The sequence below is a fragment of the Phaeovibrio sulfidiphilus genome (assembly GCF_014861485.1).
In the GTDB taxonomy this organism is placed as follows: Bacteria; Pseudomonadota; Alphaproteobacteria; order Rhodospirillales; family Rhodospirillaceae; genus Phaeovibrio; species Phaeovibrio sulfidiphilus.
The window spans coordinates 532191-550392 of sequence record NZ_JACZHT010000001.1 but is presented as its reverse complement, the minus strand read 5'-3'; the positions used below and the strand labels follow the sequence as shown (position 1 = coordinate 550392).

At 69.4% G+C, this 18202-nt stretch carries 11 protein-coding genes; all 11 read left to right on the top strand.

Annotation, left to right across the window (positions count from 1 at the left end):
- Positions 1-144: 144 nt before the first annotated feature.
- The 11 genes from bchI (at position 145) to IHV25_RS02240 (ending at position 17718) form a co-directional block, all read left to right on the top strand.
- Positions 145-1215 (top strand): magnesium chelatase ATPase subunit I, encoded by a 1071-nt coding sequence (gene bchI / locus IHV25_RS02290; protein ID WP_192533338.1) that lies wholly within the window; start codon positions 145-147, stop codon positions 1213-1215.
- Positions 1212-3077: a magnesium chelatase subunit D gene (locus IHV25_RS02285; RefSeq protein ID WP_192533337.1), complete on the top strand. Its 1866-nt coding sequence runs from the start codon at positions 1212-1214 to the stop codon at positions 3075-3077. The genes bchI and IHV25_RS02285 overlap by 4 nt, the downstream gene beginning before the upstream one ends.
- 2 nt (positions 3078-3079) lie before the next feature.
- Positions 3080-3991, top strand: a complete 912-nt coding sequence (gene bchO, locus IHV25_RS02280; protein ID WP_192533336.1) for an alpha/beta fold hydrolase BchO — start codon at positions 3080-3082, stop codon at positions 3989-3991.
- 85 nt (positions 3992-4076) lie between these two features.
- Entirely contained in the window at positions 4077-4589 is a 513-nt protein-coding gene (locus IHV25_RS02275) for a hypothetical protein (protein ID WP_192533335.1), read from the top strand.
- 168 nt (positions 4590-4757) lie between these two features.
- A complete protein-coding gene (gene crtI, locus IHV25_RS02270; protein WP_192533334.1) occupies positions 4758-6314 on the top strand; it encodes a phytoene desaturase family protein in 1557 nt (518 codons plus the stop codon).
- Positions 6307-7626, top strand: a complete 1320-nt coding sequence (locus IHV25_RS02265; protein WP_242018734.1) for a phytoene/squalene synthase family protein — start codon at positions 6307-6309, stop codon at positions 7624-7626. The genes crtI and IHV25_RS02265 overlap by 8 nt, the downstream gene beginning before the upstream one ends.
- 150 nt (positions 7627-7776) lie before the next feature.
- Positions 7777-8712, top strand: coding sequence for a ribose-phosphate pyrophosphokinase (locus IHV25_RS02260; RefSeq protein WP_192533333.1), 936 nt, complete (start codon positions 7777-7779; stop codon positions 8710-8712).
- Between the two features lie 19 nt (positions 8713-8731).
- Complete coding sequence (gene purD / locus IHV25_RS02255) at positions 8732-10006, top strand: phosphoribosylamine--glycine ligase (protein WP_192533332.1); 1275 nt, start codon at positions 8732-8734, stop codon at positions 10004-10006.
- Between the two features lie 1040 nt (positions 10007-11046).
- Positions 11047-13872 (top strand): hypothetical protein, encoded by a 2826-nt coding sequence (locus IHV25_RS02250; RefSeq protein ID WP_192533331.1) that lies wholly within the window; start codon positions 11047-11049, stop codon positions 13870-13872.
- Between the two features lie 231 nt (positions 13873-14103).
- Positions 14104-15636: an acyl-CoA carboxylase subunit beta gene (locus tag IHV25_RS02245; RefSeq protein ID WP_192533330.1), complete on the top strand. Its 1533-nt coding sequence runs from the start codon at positions 14104-14106 to the stop codon at positions 15634-15636.
- 63 nt (positions 15637-15699) lie between these two features.
- Positions 15700-17718 carry an acetyl-CoA carboxylase biotin carboxylase subunit gene (locus IHV25_RS02240; protein ID WP_192533329.1) on the top strand — a complete coding sequence of 673 codons (2019 nt, stop codon included), beginning with the start codon at positions 15700-15702 and terminating at the stop codon, positions 17716-17718.
- Positions 17719-18202 lie beyond the last annotated feature (484 nt).

The window sequence follows — 18202 nt, the reverse complement described above, 5'->3', positions numbered from 1 at the left end:
TTCTGTGGTCTTGAGACGATCCGGTATGGTGCGTTTTGCGTCAAGTCCTGCCGATTTGCCCGGATGGGCGGTTGCGGGTCGCGTCCGCGACGGGCATACTCGCCCCGTTTTCTTTCTGGTTCATGCGTAAATGTCGAGGCACTCATGGTCAAGAATACCCCGAACGCCGAAGGTCGAAGCAAGGAGAGAGGACCGGTTTTCCCCTTCTCCGCCATTGTCGGGCAGGACGAGATGCGCACCGCGCTTCTGATTGCTGCCGTCGACCCTGCCATCGGCGGAGTCATGGTTTTTGGTGACCGCGGCACCGGAAAGTCCACGTCCGTGCGCGGCCTTGCGGCGCTTCTGCCCATGATGTCCGTGGTGCACGGCTGCCCGTACAACTGCGACCCCGAGGGCGACCTGAGCCAGTGCCCGGTCTGCTGCCTGGACGAGAGCGGCACCCAGCCCCGCGCTGTGGACACCACGCCGGTTCCGGTTGTGGACCTGCCCCTGGGCGCGACCGAGGACCGGGTCGTGGGCGCTCTGGACCTCGAGCGGGCCCTGACCCGCGGCGAGAAGGCCTTCGAGCCGGGCCTGCTTGCCCGCGCCAACCGCGGCTTCCTGTACATCGACGAGGTGAACCTTCTTGAGGACCACCTGGTGGACCTTCTGCTCGACGTGGCCGCCTCCGGTGTCAACGTGGTGGAGCGCGAGGGCCTGTCCATCCGCCACCCGGCGAAATTCGTGCTGATCGGCTCCGGCAACCCGGAGGAGGGCGAGCTTCGCCCGCAGCTTCTGGACCGCTTCGGCCTGTCGGTGGAGGTCTCCACCCCCACGGACCTGAGGGTGCGCATCGACGTGGTCCGCCGCCGCGACGAGTTCGAGAACGACCCGGCCGCCTATGTGGCCAAGTGGGCCGACGACGATGCCGCCGTGCGCCAGCAGCTTCTGCGGGGCAAGGAGATGCTCCACAGCGTGGAGGTTCCCGACGACATTCTCGAGCAGGCGGCCAAGCTGTGTATCTCGCTGGGCACCGACGGCCTGCGCGGCGAGCTGACCCTGATGCGGGCGGCCCGCGCCCTTGCGGCCCTGCGCGGTGACAGCGTTGTCACCCTGGCCCACCTGCGGGAGGTCGCGCCCTCGTGTCTGCGCCACCGCCTGCGTCGTGATCCTCTGGACGAGTCCGGCTCGACCACCCGTGTCGAGCGCGCCATGGAGGAAATCCTGGGATCATGAGTGAGGCGCCCGTCAATCCTCCCGTGCATGCGCATGCGGCGGTGGAGTCCCTGGGGGGCGGCCTTGCCACGCCCTGGGACGAGGCGCTTCTGGCGGTCACTTTGTTCGCGGTCGATCCCGTGGGGTGCGGGGGTATCCGCCTGCACTCCATGGCGGGCCCGGTCCGCGACCGCTGGCTTGCGTACCTGGCGGCCAGCCTCCCCGACGACCAGCCCCCGCGCCGCATCCCCATTGGCATTTCCGATGACCGTCTCCTGGGCGGTCTCGACCTGCCCGCCACTCTGAAGGCCGGAAAGCCGGTGGCCCGGATCGGGCTTCTGGCGGAAAGCGACGGTGGCGTTCTTCTGCTGTCCATGGCCGAGCGTGTCGAGCCCAACGTGGCCGCCCGCCTGGCCGCCACCCTGGACACGGGCGAGGTCCTGGCCGAGCGCGAGGGCCTGACCTTCCGGTCTCCCGCCCGGCTGGGCATTGTGGCTCTGGACGAGAGCGGCGAGGGCGACGACCCCGTCGCCGAGGGCCTGTCGGACCGGCTGGCGTTCCAGCTGGACCTGCGGGCCATCAGCCACCGGGACGCTCCCGAAAGCGAGCCCGATGCGGACGAGATCCGCGCCGCGCGCGCCCTGGTCTCGCAGGTCCGGGTCTCGGACGAGCAGGTCCAGGCCGCGGTGCTGACCGCTGTTTCTCTTGGCATTGCGTCCCTGCGCGCTCCCATGCAGGTGCTGAAGGTGGCCCGCTGCGCCGCCGCTCTGGATGGCCGCACCGAGGTGGACAGCGACGACATGGTTGCGGCGGTCCGTATGGTTCTCGGGCCCCGGGCCACGCGGATTCCCGAACCCCCGCCCCCGGAAGAGGACGAGGAGGACGAACCGCCTCCGCCCCCCGAGGACGAGCCGCCCCCCGAGGAGCCGGAGCAGCAGGACGATCCGCCCTCTCTGGAGGACATCCTGCTGGAGGCCGCCAAGGCCGCCATTCCGCCGGGGCTTCTGGCCCAGCTCCAGTCGGCCGAGCGCCAGCGGCGCCAGAGCCGCGCGGGCAAGGCCGGGGCCAACGCGCCCACGAAGGGCCGGGGCCGTCCCATCGGCGTGCGGGCCGGCGCCCTGCGTCCGGGCGTGCGCCTGAACCTGATTGCCACCCTGCGCACGGCTGCCCCCTGGCAGACGGTGCGCCGCCGCTCGCTGGAGGCCAACCTGACCTCGGGCCGGGAGCTCCCGCCCATCATGGTCAGGCCCGAGGATTTCCGGATCACCCGGTTCCGCAAGCGCAAGCCCACCACGACGATCTTCGTGGTGGACGCCTCCGGATCCGCGGCCATGGCCCGCCTGGCCGAGGCCAAGGGCGCGGTGGAGCTTCTGCTGGCGGAAAGCTATGTCCGTCGTGACCACGTGGCTCTGGTGTCCTTCCGGGGCAAGGAGGCCGAAATTCTTCTGCCGCCCACACGGTCCCTGGTCCGGGCGAAGCGGTCCCTGTCGGCCCTGCCGGGCGGGGGTGGAACCCCGCTTGCTGCCGGAATCCATATGGCGACCCAGGTGGCCGAGTCGGTCTCGCATCACGGGGAAACCCCGGTCCTGGTCTTCCTGACCGACGGCCGGGCCAACGTGAAGCTGGACGGAACCGGTGGCCGGGCCCAGGCGCACGAGGAGGCCCTGCGGGAATCCCGCCGCATTCTCGAGCACGGGTTCATGGCCGTGATGATCGACATGGGACAGCGTCCGGATCCGAAGGCCGCCGAGATTGCCCTCGCCATGGGCGCCCGGTACCTGCCGCTTCCGTATGCGGACTCCCGGACCATCTCGGAAGCCGCCAAGAACGCTGCCGGACCCCTCTCCGGGGGTGCGGGCTCCGCCTCGGGCCGGAGCCGCTAGACATGGCGGCGCCCCGCAGCGGTCCCCTGGACTGGGCCATCGATGGAAAGACCTGGCCGAACCGGGACGCCAGTTCCTTCGTGAAGGCGTCCGGGTTGCTGTGGCATGTGCAGCGGAAGGGGTCGGGCCCGACCCTTCTCCTGCTGCACGGCACCGGCGCCTCGACCCACTCCTGGCGGGATCTTCTGGGACCCCTGTCCGAGCACTTCGACGTCGTGGCCCTGGACCTGCCCGGCCACGGCTTCACGGATCCGCTGCCGTTCCATCGCCTGAGCCTGCCCGGCATGGCGAAAGCGGTGGCGGGACTTCTCCAGACGCTGGAGGTCCGCCCGGCCTTTGTCGTGGGGCACTCGGCCGGTGTGGCCCTGGCCCTGCAAATGGTGCTGGCCGGGGATATCCACCCCAGGGGAATTCTCAGCATCAATGGCGCGCTCAAGCCCTACGGCGGCTTCATGGGGCCGGTGTTCACGGGGATGGCCAAGATGCTGTTCGCCACGCCGGTCGTCCCCTGGCTGGCCACAAGGGAGGCCGCCGACCCCAGGCGCACCCGTTCCGTGATCCAGAACACCGGGTCCACCCTGAACCCCGAGGGGCAGGCCCTCTATGACCGGCTGCTGCGGGCGCCGTCCCATGTGGAGGGGGCTCTGGGCATGATGGCCAGCTGGAACCTTCACGGACTGGTCCGGGCCCTGAGGACTGTGTCCGTCCCCATTCTGCTGGTGGGCTCGGAAAAGGATCTGGCCGTGGCGCCGGAGATCGCGGAGACCACGGCGGCCCTGATGCCGAAGGCCCGGGCTCTGATTGTTCCCGGGCTGGGGCACCTGGCCCACGAGGAGAACCCGTCCTTTTTCGTCGATCTGATCGAGCGCGAGGCCCGGCGGTGCGGAGCCCTGCCCGCCGCCTGCGGCCCGTGACGCCCCCGGATCGCCTTTTGCCCCTGACGGTCGGCGGTGTGGGGCCGGGTCCAAAACGAATCGCCATCCGGAGGATGCGACTCTCATGCTTTTCTGGCTTGTAGCCTTTCTCGGGCTTCTGTTCGTGGCCCTTCTTCTGGCCCGTCGCCGGAACGCGCGACCGGCCCCCCGGCGACCGGCGGCCCCCGCCCCTGGTCCCCGGGTGACCCACCTGCGCGAGGTGCGCCTCTCGCCCCTGGCGCGGAGCGGCAACCCCCTCGTTGCGGCGGCGGCGGTCTCGCTGGCCCTTCTGCAGGACGGTCCACAGAGCTCCGACTCCCTGCGCGCCTCTGTGGAAACCGACATCCTCGCCCGGCTTTACCCCGACGTGTCGCCCTCGGTGATGGGGGAGGCCCTGGATGTGGTCCGGGAGATGGGCTTCGACCGCATCGCCATCGTGGACGAGGCCGCGACCCTCTTCAACGGATGCCTGACCCCGGCGGAAAAGGCCGAGTTCCTGTCCCTTCTGGAGGAGGCCGCCCGGCGCGAGCCCGACACCCACAACCGAAGCTACTTTTTGGGGCGGCTCCGCAAGGCTCTCGGGGTTCCGGCGCCCTGACAGCACGGCCCGGAATGAGGCACTGAGAACCTTTTTCAGCCCCATATTGCCTTTTTTTTGCTTTAAAAATGCCGCCCGCCGTGGTTTGGTCCCATGAATACCCCTCGCCCCTTCGGGGCGTTCCCCTGTTCGCCCGGTCCCGGGCGTGTTTGTTACCTGGAGCCCTCAATGACCCTGGATGCTTCCGCGCCCCACCGCCCTGACATGGACACCGCCTCCCGCCCTGCTGTCGGCAAGGCCCGTCCCCATGCTGTTGTGATCGGGAGCGGTTTCGGCGGTCTCGCCGCCGGGGTGCGGCTCTCGGCCCGGGGCTACCGGGTGACCGTGGTGGAGGCGCTGCCCGACGTGGGCGGCCGCGCCCGGGTGTTCCGCCAGGACGGCCACGCCTTTGACGCCGGCCCCACCATCGTGACCGCGCCCTACATGTTCGCGGACCTGTGGGAGCTGTGCGGCAAGCGTATGGAGGACCACGTTCAGCTGAAGAAGCTCGATCCGTTCTACACCGTGCGCCTGAACGACGGCCGGACCTTCCGGGTCAACGACGATCCCGAGTTCATGCGCGAGGAGGTCGGCCGCTTCGCGCCGGGCAACGTCGAGGGCTATGAGCGCTACCTGAAGGAAAGCGGCGACATCTTCAACATCGGCTTCAAGAAGATGTCGGACACGCCGTTCGACACCCTCTGGGACATGCTGAAGGTGGTGCCGTACTTCGCCTGGCTGCGCTCGGACCGCACGGTGGCCCAGCACGCGGCCAAGTGCATGTCGGACCCGAACCTTCAGATGTGCATGGGCTTCCACCCCCTGTTTGTGGGCGGCAACCCGTACTCGGTGACCTCGGTCTACTCCCTGATCGCCTACCTCGAGCGGCACTGGGGCGTGTGGTGGGCCATGGGCGGCACGGGCCGTCTCGCCGAGGGCCTTGCGGACCTGATCCGGGGCCAGGGCGGCGAGATCCGCACTTCGGCCCAGGTGGACAAGATCCTGGTCGACGGCCGCCGCGCCCGGGGCGTGCGCCTGATGTCGGGTGAGGAGATCCGCGCGGATATCGTGGTCTCCAACGCCGACTCCACCGTGACCTACAAGACGTTCCTGCCGTCCGACTACCCGCTGACGGCCCTGACGAAGCGTCGCCAGCGTCAGTCCATGAGCCTGTTTGTGTGGTATGTTGGCACAAAGGGCACCCGCAACGAGTGGCCGGAGATGGGCCACCACACAATTGCCATGGGCCCCCGCTACAAGGGCCTGCTGGACGATATCTTCCACCGGCGCCACCTTGCGGACGACTTCAGCCTCTACATTCACCGCCCGTCGGCGACGGACCCGTCCGTTGCGCCGGAGGGGGACGACACCTTCTATATCCTCTCGCCGGTCCCCAACATGCTCGGGGACGCGAGCTGGCCCCAGGCCGCGGACGCCTACCGCGACCGGATCGCCGACTACATCGAGCGGGAACTGATGCCCGGTTTCCGAAGCCGGATCAGCACCTCCCGCATGATCACCCCGGCGTACTTCGAAACGGCCCTCCAGTCCACGGACGGCGCCGCCTTCGGTCCCGAACCGCTTTTCCTTCAGAGCGCCTGGCTCAGGCCCCACAACCGAAGCAAGGATGTGGACGGCCTGTATCTGGTTGGCGCGGGGACGCACCCCGGCGCCGGTCTCCCGGGTGTTCTGTCCTCTGCCCTTATTCTCGACAAGGTCGTGCCGGATGCCTCAACCTTTGCCTGAGACCATGCCCCTTGCGCGCCCGCAGCCCCCGCGCCGCGCCACGGTGGCCGACACCCTCCCGCGGTCGGCTGCGAAGCCCCGGGAGACGTCTTTCCCGCGGCCCTGTGATGCCGTCAGCGATCTGGTCCGCCCGCTGCTGGAGAAGCCGGAGGCTGACATTCGCCCCTCCGGGTTCCAGACGGACTCGGACTTCTGCCGCGAGACCATCAAGGGAGGCTCGCTGACGTTCCACGCGGCGTCCCTGTTCCTGCCCCGGGACCGGCGCGACCCGTGCTACGCCCTCTACGCGTTCTGCCGCCTGGCGGACGACGCCGTTGACTGCGAGCCGGACGCCGAGCGCAAGAAGGCCGCCTGCCAGCTTCTGCGCAAGCGGCTGGACGCGGCCTATGACGGGCGCCCCTGGGATACTCCCATCGACCGGGCGTTCTCGGACATGGTCCGGGCGTACCGGATGCCCAAGGCCCTGCCCGAGGCCCTGATCGAGGGCATGGAGTGGGACGCGGACGAGCGCCGCTACGAGACCCTCTCCGACCTGAAGGCCTATGCGGCCCGGGTGGCGGCGGTGGTGGGCGCCATGATGACCGTCCTGATGGGCGTGCGCTACGAGCGGACCCTGTCCAGGGCCTGCGATCTGGGCGTGGCCATGCAGCTGACCAACATTTGCCGCGACGTGGGCGAGGACGCCCGGGAGGGACGCCTGTTCCTGCCCCTGTCCTGGCTGCGCGAGGAGGGGCTGGACGTGGACGCCTGGATGGCCGATCCCGTCTTCTGCCCGGAGGTCGCCGCCGTGGTGAAGCGTCTTCTGGACGAGGCCGACCGCCTCTATGAGCGCGCCTACAGCGGAATCCACGGCCTGCCCGGCGTGTGCCGCTGCTCGATCCAGGCGGCGGGCATGCTCTATCAGGCTATCGGCCACAAGGTGGTGGAGCGGGACTATGACTCCATCTCCAGCCGCGCCTGGGTCAGCACCGGCGAGAAGCTCGTGATTGCCTCGAAGGCGTTTTTCTCCTCCCTGGTTCCGCGGTTTGCGGACCGGGCCCCCGCCCTTCCCGAGACCGCGTTTCTTGTGGATGCGGTGGTCAACGCCCCCGAGCCGGTCCGCCGCGCCGACGAGGCCCCGGGCGAGCGTGTCCTGCCCCGGCCGTCCCGCACGCCCTGGTGGCGCCTCGGGCTTCGGGTGGCCTGGACCCTCGAGATGCTCATGCACATCGACGAGCGCAGCCACGCGCCCCAGCTGTATCACCCCCATCCCCGTCTTTCCGGATCCGGTGCCCCCGGGGCCGCAAAGCCGGAGCCCGCACCTCTCCAGTAGCCGGGGATTTCCCCGGCTGCGCGGTTTACAGGGCCGACCGCGCTTGATAATGTCCCCTCACCCCGGGAGACCATGGCCGACCGCTCCGGCGAAACGGCCCGGCACAGCCCCCGCCGGCGTTCTCCCTTCTCACAGTCCGGATACATTCCCATGAAGATTTTGGCGTGCAACAGCAACCGCCCCCTTGCCGAGGCCATCAGGAGCTACCTCGGAATCGAACTGACCCACGCGAGCGTCAAGCGCTTCTCCGACATGGAGATCTGGGTCGAGATCCTCGAAAACGTCCGAGGCAAGGATGTCTTCGTGATCCAGCCCACCAGCTTCCCCACAAACGACAGCCTGATGGAGCTGCTGGTCACCCTTGATGCCCTCAAGCGTGGCTCGGCCCGCCGGATCACCGCGGTGATCCCGTACTTCGGCTACGCCCGCCAGGACCGCAAGACCGGCCCGCGCACGCCCATCACCGCCAAGCTGGTGGCCAACCTGATCACCGTTGCCGGTGCAAACCGGGTGGTGACCGTGGATCTCCACTCCGGACAGATCCAGGGCTTCTTCGACATTCCCCTCGACAACCTCTACGCGGCGCCCGTGTTCTCCAAGCACATCCTGGAGACCTACAAAGGCGACATGCCGGTGGTCGTGTCTCCGGACGTGGGCGGCGTGGTCCGTGCCCGCGACCTGGCCAAGCGCCTGAACGACACCGAGCTGGCCATCATCGACAAGCGCCGCGAGCAGGCGGGCGTGTCCGAGGTCATGAACATCATCGGTGAGGTCGCCGGACGGAACTGCATCCTGATCGACGACATCGTGGACTCGGCCGGCACCCTGTGCAACGCGGCCCTGGCCCTGAAGGAGGCCGGCGCCCTGTCCGTGTCCGCCTATGTCACCCACGGTGTCCTGTCGGGCGGAGCGGTGGCGCGTGTTGCGTCCTCGCCGCTGGACTCCCTGTGCATCACGGACTCGATCAAGGCGACCGAGGCCATGCAGATGGCGCCCAACATCCACCAGATCAGCATTGCGCCGCTTCTGGCGGAGGCCATTCACCGGGTCTCGCGCGAGGCATCCGTCTCCAGCCTGTTCGACTGATCCTCCGGAGAGTCTCCCCATGAAAGTTCTCGTTCTCGGTTCCGGGGGGCGCGAGCACGCCCTGTGCTGGAAGCTCGCCCGCTCGCCCCTGTGCCAGGAGGTTCTCTGCGCACCGGGCAACGTGGGCATCGGAGCGGTGGCCCGCTGCGTCCCCGTTGCGCCGGACGATGGCCCGGCGGTCGTGGCCCTGGCCCGGGAGGAGGGCGTGGGCCTGGTGGTGGTTGGCCCCGAGGCTCCCCTTGTGGCCGGTGTGGCGGACGCCCTGCGGGAGGCCGGGATTCCGGTCTTCGGTCCGGGCCGCGGCGCCGCGCGCCTGGAGGAGTCCAAGGCCTTCATGAAGGACATCGCGTCGGAGGCCGGGGTTCCCACGGCGGCCTACGCGTCCTTCACCGATCCCGAGGCCGCAAAGGCCTACATCCGCAAGCAGGGCGGGCGCCTGGTGGTCAAGGCCGATGGTCTGGCCGCGGGCAAGGGCGTGATCCTGTGCGACACGCCGGACGAGGCCGTTGCCGCCGTGGACCTGATGATGAACGACCGGGCCTTCGGCGCCTCCGGGGATACGGTGGTCGTCGAGGAATTCCTGGAGGGCGAGGAGGTCAGCTTCTTTGTCCTGTGTGACGGCACCCGCGCCATTCCCCTTGCGGGCGCCCAGGACCACAAGGCGGTGGGCGACGGGGACACGGGCCCCAACACCGGTGGCATGGGGGCCTACTCCCCGGCTCCGGTCCTGACGCCCGAGCTCCAGCAGCGGGTCATGGCCGAGATTATCGAGCCGACCCTGGCCACCATGGCCGCGCGCGGGACGCCCTACAGCGGCGTGCTGTTCGCCGGGCTGATGGTGTCCGCCGACGGTCCCCGCCTTCTGGAGTACAACGTCCGTTTTGGGGATCCCGAGTGCCAGGTGCTGATGATGCGTCTGGACAGCGATCTTCTCCCGGCCCTGCTGGCCAGTGCGCAGGGCGACCTGTCCGGTGTGGACCTGACCTGGTCCGCGGGCACGGCCCTGGTTGTGGTCATGGCCGCCGAGGGCTACCCCGGCACGCCGCGCACCGGCACGGAAATCCGGGGGCTGGAGCGGGCTGCGGCCACCCCCGGCGTCCAGATTTTCCACGCGGGCACCCGCCCCGGGCCGGACGGCTCCATTGTCGCGGCCGGCGGTCGTGTTCTGGGCGTGGCGGCCGGCGGGTCCACCGTCGCCGAGGCCCGGGAACGGGCCTACGAGGCCGTTGACCGTATCGACTGGCCCGAGGGCTTCTGTCGCCGGGATATCGCCTGGCGCGCCCTGGAGCGCTAGTCTCCGCCGCATTCACACGGTGGGAAAAACGGGCGGTTTCCCCCTCAGCGGGAAGCCTGCCCGTTTTTTGTTCTTAACCATTGTGTATTATCATGCCAAAGTGCCGAATCGGGTGAGACGGTTCCCTAGTCAGACGAGGATTTGTGCCCATGGCGGATGATGGTGTGCGACACACCCCCGGGCAGCCGCATTTTCTTTCCAGTGCCGCACAGCGCCGGCTGGCGCGGGCCCGGCGGCGGGCCGTTCAGAGGCAGGCAGAGCCGCAGGAGGCCGGGTCCGGCGAGGGGGTGACCCCGACGCCCGGGGGCCCTGTGGCTCCCGTGCCTGCTGCAGGTCCGGTGGCGGAGACCCCGGCGGCGGCGCCTCCGGCTGAGGCCGCTTCCTCCTCGGCTGGGGTCTCGGCCTCTGTTGCGGCGGCACTCCCGGCGACGGCGTCTTCGGTTGCGGTGGAGCCCCCTGCGGCGTCGGCTTCGGTAGCGGGCGAGGCTCCCGGAACGGCGGCTTCCCCTGCGAGCGAGGCGTCCGCGACGGCATCGGCCCCCGAGCGTTTTCCGTCCGGGGCGACGTATCGGCCTGTGCCGCGTCCGTCCGGGTCCGGGGCGTCCTCCGCAACGCCTGCGCCCGCGCCGGCCCCCGGTGCGGCGCCCGCTGCCCATGCGCCAGTTGTTGAGACACCAGTAGCGGTCCCGGCCCCCGGTGTGGCGCCTGCTGCCCATGCGCCAGTTGTTGAGACACCCGTGGCGGCTCCGGCTGGTACCGCTGCCGACACAGCACCCGTTGCGACCCCAGTAGCGGCTCCGGCTCCCGTTGTGGCGCCCGCTGCCCATGCGCCAGTTGTTGAGACACCCGTGGCGGCTCCGGCTGGTACCGCTGCTGTCACAGCACCCGTTGCGGCGCCAGTAGCGGCTCCGGATGACACCGGCGCGGCCCACGCGTCACCCTTTGGGACGCCAGCGGAGGCCCCGGCTGACACCGCCGCTGCCGACACATCCTCCGGCGAGCCGCCGGCTCCGGCCCCGGATGGGGTGTCCGCCGGGCCTGTGTCCGCTCCCCCTGTGTCCCGGCCCGGGCACGGCGCCACCGTGCCGGATCCGGAGCCCCTTCCCGTCCGCCCGGTTCTCCCCATGACCGGGGAGCCGTTCCCCGTGATTGCGCCCGTGTCCCCTCCGGACCACCCGCCCGCGCGCCCCGTCGAGGAGCCTTTGGGGGCGGGCTTTGCATCCCTCGGCTCCGGCGGTGTGTCGCCCCGGATCCTGGGAACGTTCCCCTCGGTTCACGCGCCCCAGTCCCCCGCGGATGGCACGGACACGGCTCCCGGTCCTGCGGAGCCCGGACACAATGTTCCCGCTGACACGGCGCCCGGTGGCGTGGCCTCGGGTGACGTTGCGCCAGGTGACGTGGCGCCCGGTGATGCGGCATTCGGTCCCACGGTACATGGGACGGCGGGGCCCGGGACCGTGGCGGTCCCGTCCAGCGATCCGGTCCTTGGCCTGTCCGCGCTCCCTGCCTCCGAACCGGTGACACTCCAGCCCGCCGGGCCTGCGCCGGTGGTTCCCCAGTCCACCGGGACAGAGCCCGCGGCTGCCGACCCCGCCTTGCCCGAGCCGGGTGCGTCGGGCCCGGCATCGTCCGCACCGGTTTCGCCCGGTCCTGTGGCATCCGCTTCGGTTTCGCCCGACCGGTCCGCCCCTGCGGGGGTGCCCGGGTCCGAGGACACCGCCCGTGAGCCCGCCCTTCCGGACGCGGCCTTTCCCGAGGCCCCGGTGTCGGCCGGCAGCGCCCCGGACGGGTCTGCCGAGCCCCCCGCGACGTCCGATCTCTCCCTGGCAGACGGGGAGCCGGAGGCGTCTGAGGCAACCGGGACACCCGCCGACGTCGCTCCGTCCGGCAGTCAGGAGGTGCACCCGGTTCTGGTGTTCTTCGGGCCGGGCTCGTTTTTCCCCCCGATCGGGACCATGCCCGGGCGCCTGCCGTCCCTGCCGTCCCGCCGCATGCCCGCCGGGCGGGTTCGGCCCGAGCCGTCCGCGCCGGTCCCGACCCGCACCGCCGCGCGGCGCGAGGCCCCCGCGTCCCCCGGGGTTCGCCCCCACCGGATCGAGCATCCGGATCGGGCCCCGATCCCGGACGGGGGTCCGCAGTGGCCGGCTCAGGGCACGGGTCCGGAGCCCGCGGCGGCTCCGTTCTCCGAAGACGCGCCCGCCTTTGCCGCCGATCCGGCTTACGCTCCCCTTCCCGCGCCCGGGTACGACGACCTCCCGCCGGCGCCGGGCGCCCGTCCCGTGACCGCCGAGTTCCCCCGGGTTCCCGAGCCCGAGGCCCCGCCCCCCGTGGCGGACGTGCCCTTTCTGCGGCCCACGTCCGGCGGGCCGGTTTCCAGTCATACCCCCGATCCCGCACGGGCTCAGGCGGCGCATGCGCCCCTCCCCTGGAGCGAGCCCGGGCAGGGGGGCGACCGTGTGCGTCAGGTGTTTTTTGGCTCGTCACTTCAGCCGCTTCTGGACACCCTTGCCCACCTTGTGACCGATCACCCCCAGCCGGTTCTTCCCCGGGGTGCCGGGGGGGTGCAGGCCGCTCCCGTGATGACGGCGGCGGCCGCTGCCGTGTCCCGCTTCGCATCGGCGACGACGGACCTGACGACCGTCACGGTTGTCGAGACGGGGTCAGTGGGCGTGCAGCCGCCCCGCGATGGCGCGGACCGCCCGCACGAGGCCGATGCGGCCGGCGCCTTTGGGGCGGGGGCCGCACGCGGTCCCGACCCGGCGTTTGGTTCCGCCTCTGCCGCGGTGCCGGACCCCGGCGCGGTCCCGTTTCCGGCGGCGCCGGTTCCCAACGGTCTCCCCTTCGCGGACGAGATCTGGCCGGCGGCGGATCAATCCTCTGGCGCGGACGATGCTCAGGCGTATCCCCCCGAAAGTACCGCCCCGTGGACCGGGGGCGCGTCCGCGGACCCGTTCCCTCCGGCAGCGCCGGACTGGTCGGCCGGACCGGCCCTGTCGGGTCTGGAGCCTGGCCCGAGCTTTGACAGCGTGACCTTTCCGGAGCCCGGCTCCCGCCCGCCCGGGGCCTCCCCGGCGTTCGGCGACGAGGCCGACTACGCCGCTCACGGGCCCGGGCCCGAGTGGGGCGGGGCTCCGGCAGCGTTCCAGGAGGCTCCCCTGGTGCCCGGTTCCGCTCCGGCCCCCGAGTTCGCCCCCGAACCGTCCCCGGCGCCGGCTCCGGCCCCGGCTGTCAAGGCGGCTTCCGCGCGGGCTGTGGCGGCCCCCGCACGGACGGGCCGCAAGATCGCGGTGATCCTGCTTGTCCTTTTGGGGCTGGGGCTTGCGGTTGTGGCCGCCGGCGCCGTGGTGTGGTCTCTCTACGGGGAGCGGATCCTGGCCACCCTCGACGTGGCCGTTCCGGGACGCACGGCGGCCCTCCCGGCGGCTCCGGCGGGGCGGGCTCCCGGCCTGCCCGGCTCGGAGGCTACCGGCGCCGACCTGGTGATGCGGGCCTATCTGACCCCGGCCGAGATGGCCCGCCTGCGCTCCAGCACCAATCCGGTGACCTCCCTCCAGGCCGCCTTTGCCGAGGCCTTGGCGGGAATGGAGGACCGGGACACGGCCGTCCGGGCCGCCGTGGCCCTGACGGGTCTGTCCCGGGAGTTTGTGGACAGCAATCTGGACACGCTGCACGTCCATATCCGGCCCGGCGACCTGGGCCGCGTGCTGCGGATCTCCAGCGTCTACCAGGCCATTCTTCCGGATCCCGACGCGCCGCGGGATGTCCGTTTCGTCGAGGCCCTGCGCTCCTTGCTGGGGCAGCTGGGCCGCGACACCCCGGCGACCCTGTCCACCGCCCCGGTTGCAGGGGGTCTGGCGATTCGCTAGCCTTTTGGCGGTATTTTTTTTCGGTTGTTATTCCTCCCGGTCTCCCCCGGGTGCGTTTGCGCAATAAACGACCGTTTTTTTTTGCCAAAATTAGCCGAAAGACCCCCTTCCGCGTCCAATCTGGCAAGGATATAATCCGCGCGCTTTGCCCACGCCGGGGAGCCGCGTCGTGCCTGAAGTGGACTCCGGAATTCCCCGCAAGACCTACCCCACATCGGACAGGATTTTTTTATGAGCGATATTACCCGTCAATTACAGGAAAAGCGCGATCGCGCCCGCATGGGTGGTGGCCAGCGTCGGATCGACGCCCAGCATGCCAAAGGCAAGCTGACGGCCCGCGAGCGCATTGACCTGCTGTGTGATCCCGGCTCCTTCGAGGAATGGGACATGTTCGTCGAGCATCGCTGCACCGATTTCGGTATGGGAGACAACCGCATCCCCGGAGACGGCGTCGTGACCGGACACGGCACCATCAACGGGCGTCTGGTCTTTGTGTTCTCTCAGGACTTCACGGTTCTTGGCGGCTCCCTGTCCGAGACCCACGCCCGGAAGATCTGCAAGATCATGGACCGCGCCCTGGAGGTCGGAGCGCCGGTCATCGGGCTCAATGACTCCGGCGGCGCCCGCATCCAGGAGGGCGTTGACTCCCTCGCGGGCTACGCGGACGTGTTCCTGCGCAACGTCCTGTCGTCCGGCGTGATCCCCCAGGTGTCCATGATCATGGGCCCCTGCGCCGGTGGCGCCGTTTACTCTCCGGCCATGACGGACTTCATCTTCATGGTCGAGGACAGCTCGTACATGTTCGTCACGGGCCCGGATGTGGTCAAGACCGTCACCCACGAGGTCGTGACGGCCGAGGAGCTGGGCGGTGCCATCACCCACTCCACCAAGTCCGGCGTTGCCGACCTGGCCTTCCCGAACGACGTCTACGCCATGGTCCAGCTGCGCCGGTTCATGGACTTCCTGCCGTCGTCGAACCGCGAGAAGCCGCCGGTGCGCCCCACCGACGATCCCTGGGACCGGGTCGAGGTCTCCCTGGACTCCCTGGTGCCGGCCAACCCGAACAAGCCCTACGACATCAAGGAGCTGATCCGCAAGGTCGTGGACGAGGGCGACTTCTTCGAGCTGTCGCCGAACTACGCCGGAAACCTGGTGGTCGGTTTCGGTCGCCTCGAGGGCTCGACCGTGGGCTTCGTCGCCAACCAGCCGATGGTCCTCGCGGGCTGCCTGGATATCGACAGCGCCAAGAAGGGCGCCCGCTTCGTGCGCTTCTGTGACGCCTTCAACATTCCCATCGTGACCTTCGTGGACGTCCCGGGCTTCCTGCCGGGCACCGCCCAGGAGTACGGCGGGATCATCAAGCACGGCGCCAAGCTGCTCTACGCCTACGCCGAGGCCACCGTGCCCAAGGTCACCCTGATCACCCGCAAGGCCTATGGCGGTGCGTATGACGTCATGAGCTCCAAGCACCTGCGGGGCGACGTGAACTACGCCTGGCCGACCGCTGAGATCGCGGTCATGGGCCCCAAGGGCGCCGTGGAGATCATCTTCCGTCAGGACATGAAGGATCCGGAGAAGATCGCCGCGCACGAGCAGAACTACCGCACCAAGTTCGCAAACCCGTTCGTTGCCGGAGCCCGTGGCTTCATCGATGACGTCATCATGCCGGCAGACACCCGCAAGCACCTGTGCCGGTCGCTCGCGATGCTGCGCAACAAGGAGCAGAAGAACCCTCCGCGCAAGCATGGGAACATCCCGCTCTAACGAGGCGGATGCCCGGCTTGTGCCGATCGAAACGCAACGAAATCGAGGAAAATGGGGTTCCCTATGTTTAAGAAAATTCTGATTGCCAACCGCGGAGAAATCGCCTGCCGCGTTATCAAGACCTGCCAGAGGATGGGCATCAAGACGGTGGCCGTGTACTCCGAGGCGGACGAGAACGCGCTGCACGTGGATATGGCCGACGAGCGGGTTCTGATTGGCCCGGCTGCCTCGGCCCAGAGCTACCTGGTCATCGACAAGATCGTCCAGGCCTGCAAGGACACCGGCGCCGAGGCCGTCCACCCGGGCTATGGCTTCCTGTCGGAAAACCGCCTGTTCCAGGAGGCGCTGGCCAAAGAGGGGATCGTCTTTATCGGTCCCGACGCCCACGCCATCGGCGCCATGGGCGACAAGATCGAGTCCAAGAAGCTGGCCGCCGAGGCGGGCGTCAACACCATTCCCGGCTACATGGGCGTCCTGAAGGATGCGGACGACGCGGTCCGCGTGGCCCAGGAGGTCGGCTATCCGGTGATGATCAAGGCCTCGGCCGGCGGTGGCGGCAAGGGCATGCGCGTGGCCTGGAACGACACCGAGGCCCGCGAGGGTTTTGTCTCGGCCACCAACGAGGCGCGGTCCTCGTTTGCCGACGACCGGGTCTTCGTCGAGAAGTACATCCAGAGCCCCCGTCACATCGAGATCCAGGTCCTGGCGGACGGCGAGAACTTCATTCACCTCTTCGAGCGTGAGTGCTCCATCCAGCGCCGGAACCAGAAGGTCATCGAGGAGGCCCCGTCCCCCTTCCTGACCGAGGACGTCCGCCGCAAGATGGGCGAGCAGGCCTGTGCCCTGGCCCGCGCCGTGGGCTACAAGTCCGCGGGCACCGTCGAGTTCGTCGCCGATGCGGACATGAACTTCTACTTCCTGGAGATGAACACCCGCCTCCAGGTGGAGCACCCGGTCACCGAGATGATCACCGGCATCGACCTGGTCGAGTGGATGATCCGCATCGCCGCCGGCGAGAAGCTCACCTTGAAGCAGGAGGACGTCTCGATCAACGGCTGGGCCATCGAGTCCCGCCTGTACGCCGAGGATCCGTTCCGGGGCTTCCTGCCCTCCATCGGGCGTCTCGTGCGCTTCATCCCCCCCGTGGACGAGGACGGCGCCGTGCGCGTCGACACCGGTGTCGAGGAGGGTGGCGAGATCAGCATGTACTACGATCCCATGATCGCCAAGCTGATCACCCACGGACAGACCCGTGACGAGGCCATCCAGCTCATGAGCACGGCTCTGGACGGGTTCTACGTGCAGGGGATTTCCCACAACGTGCCGTTCCTGGCGGCGATCATGGCTCACCCGCGCTTCCGCGAGGGGCGCCTGACCACGAACTTCATCGCCGAGGAGTATCCCGAGGGGCTGCGCAAGGCGGACCTGCCGGCCAAGGATCCGACCTTCCTGATTGCAGCGCTCGGTGCGATCCACCGCAAGAACGTGGACCGCAAGGCCCGCATCAGCGGCCAGATCCAGGGGCACGAGAAGGTTCCCCGGGACCACTGGATCATCTACCTGGGCGGCGCCGTGTACGACATCTGGGTGCGCGAGATCGAGGGCGGCCACCGGGTGCACTTCAAGGACCGGATCTACACGGTTCTGCACAGCTGGCGCTTCGGCGAGCCGATTTTCCGGGCCATGATCGACTGCCGCCCGACGGATCCGGCGTTTCGCAACGGTCAGATGCTGGTGGTCCAGGTCGAGGAGAACGGGGTCGAGTACTCCCTGTCCCACGCCGGCACCCAGGAGACCGCTCTGGTGTTCACGCCGGAGGCGGCCCAGTACATCAACCGCATTCCGCACAAGGAGCCGCCTGACCTGTCGCGCTTCCTCATGTCCCCGATGCCGGGCCTGCTCATGAGCATGGCGGTCGAGGAGGGCATGGAGGTCCGCGCGGGCGAGACGCTTTGCGTGATCGAGGCCATGAAGATGGAGAACATCATGAAGGCCGAGCGCGATGGCGTGATCTCGAAGATCTACGCGAAGCCGGGAGACTCCCTCTCGGTGGACCAGAAGATCCTCGAGTTCGCCGAGTAACACGCCCGGTCCGGGGTCCGGGGCGCGCCAGCACGGGCGCTCCCGCGCACCCGGCCCCGGCCACACACGAGGGAGGGGAGGGCTCCGGTCCTCCCGCCCCGCTCCGGTTCGCAATGCCCGGACGGGGGCTCCCGCGCAGAAAGCCTCCCCGCACCGGCTGGGAGGCTTTTTTCATGGGGCATGGTGCCGGGGCTTGTGGTTGGGGCGGTGTCCTGTGGCCCGTGTCCGGGGGCTGTGGCCGTGCCTGACGGCCGGGGAGCCTCCCGGGGTGTTGCGGACGGGCGTGCGGGGCAAGCCATGACACCGTGCCCTCGGGGTCGGACAGGATGGGGCGCCGGCAACCGGGTGCGGGGTGTAGCGAGCGGGTCGGCCAACACCGGGAAGGGCGTTCGGGCGTATCTCTCCGGGGGCGTGGACCCGGATTTGCCGGACGGGCCGGGCAGGGCGGACGCACCGCAGGGGCACCGGGTTTGGGCCCCGATCG

What these genes read in the sequence shown, in the direction of transcription:
- bchI (WP_192533338.1), top strand. Translation starts at nt 145, where the DNA reads ATGGTCAAGAATACCCCGAACGCCGAAGGTCGAAGCAAGGAGAGAGGA.
- IHV25_RS02285 (WP_192533337.1), top strand. Translation starts at nt 1,212, where the DNA reads ATGAGTGAGGCGCCCGTCAATCCTCCCGTGCATGCGCATGCGGCGGTG.
- bchO (WP_192533336.1), top strand. Translation starts at nt 3,080, where the DNA reads ATGGCGGCGCCCCGCAGCGGTCCCCTGGACTGGGCCATCGATGGAAAG.
- IHV25_RS02275 (WP_192533335.1), top strand. Translation starts at nt 4,077, where the DNA reads ATGCTTTTCTGGCTTGTAGCCTTTCTCGGGCTTCTGTTCGTGGCCCTT.
- crtI (WP_192533334.1), top strand. Translation starts at nt 4,758, where the DNA reads ATGACCCTGGATGCTTCCGCGCCCCACCGCCCTGACATGGACACCGCC.
- IHV25_RS02260 (WP_192533333.1), top strand. Translation starts at nt 7,777, where the DNA reads ATGAAGATTTTGGCGTGCAACAGCAACCGCCCCCTTGCCGAGGCCATC.
- purD (WP_192533332.1), top strand. Translation starts at nt 8,732, where the DNA reads ATGAAAGTTCTCGTTCTCGGTTCCGGGGGGCGCGAGCACGCCCTGTGC.
- IHV25_RS02245 (WP_192533330.1), top strand. Translation starts at nt 14,104, where the DNA reads ATGAGCGATATTACCCGTCAATTACAGGAAAAGCGCGATCGCGCCCGC.
- IHV25_RS02240 (WP_192533329.1), top strand. Translation starts at nt 15,700, where the DNA reads ATGTTTAAGAAAATTCTGATTGCCAACCGCGGAGAAATCGCCTGCCGC.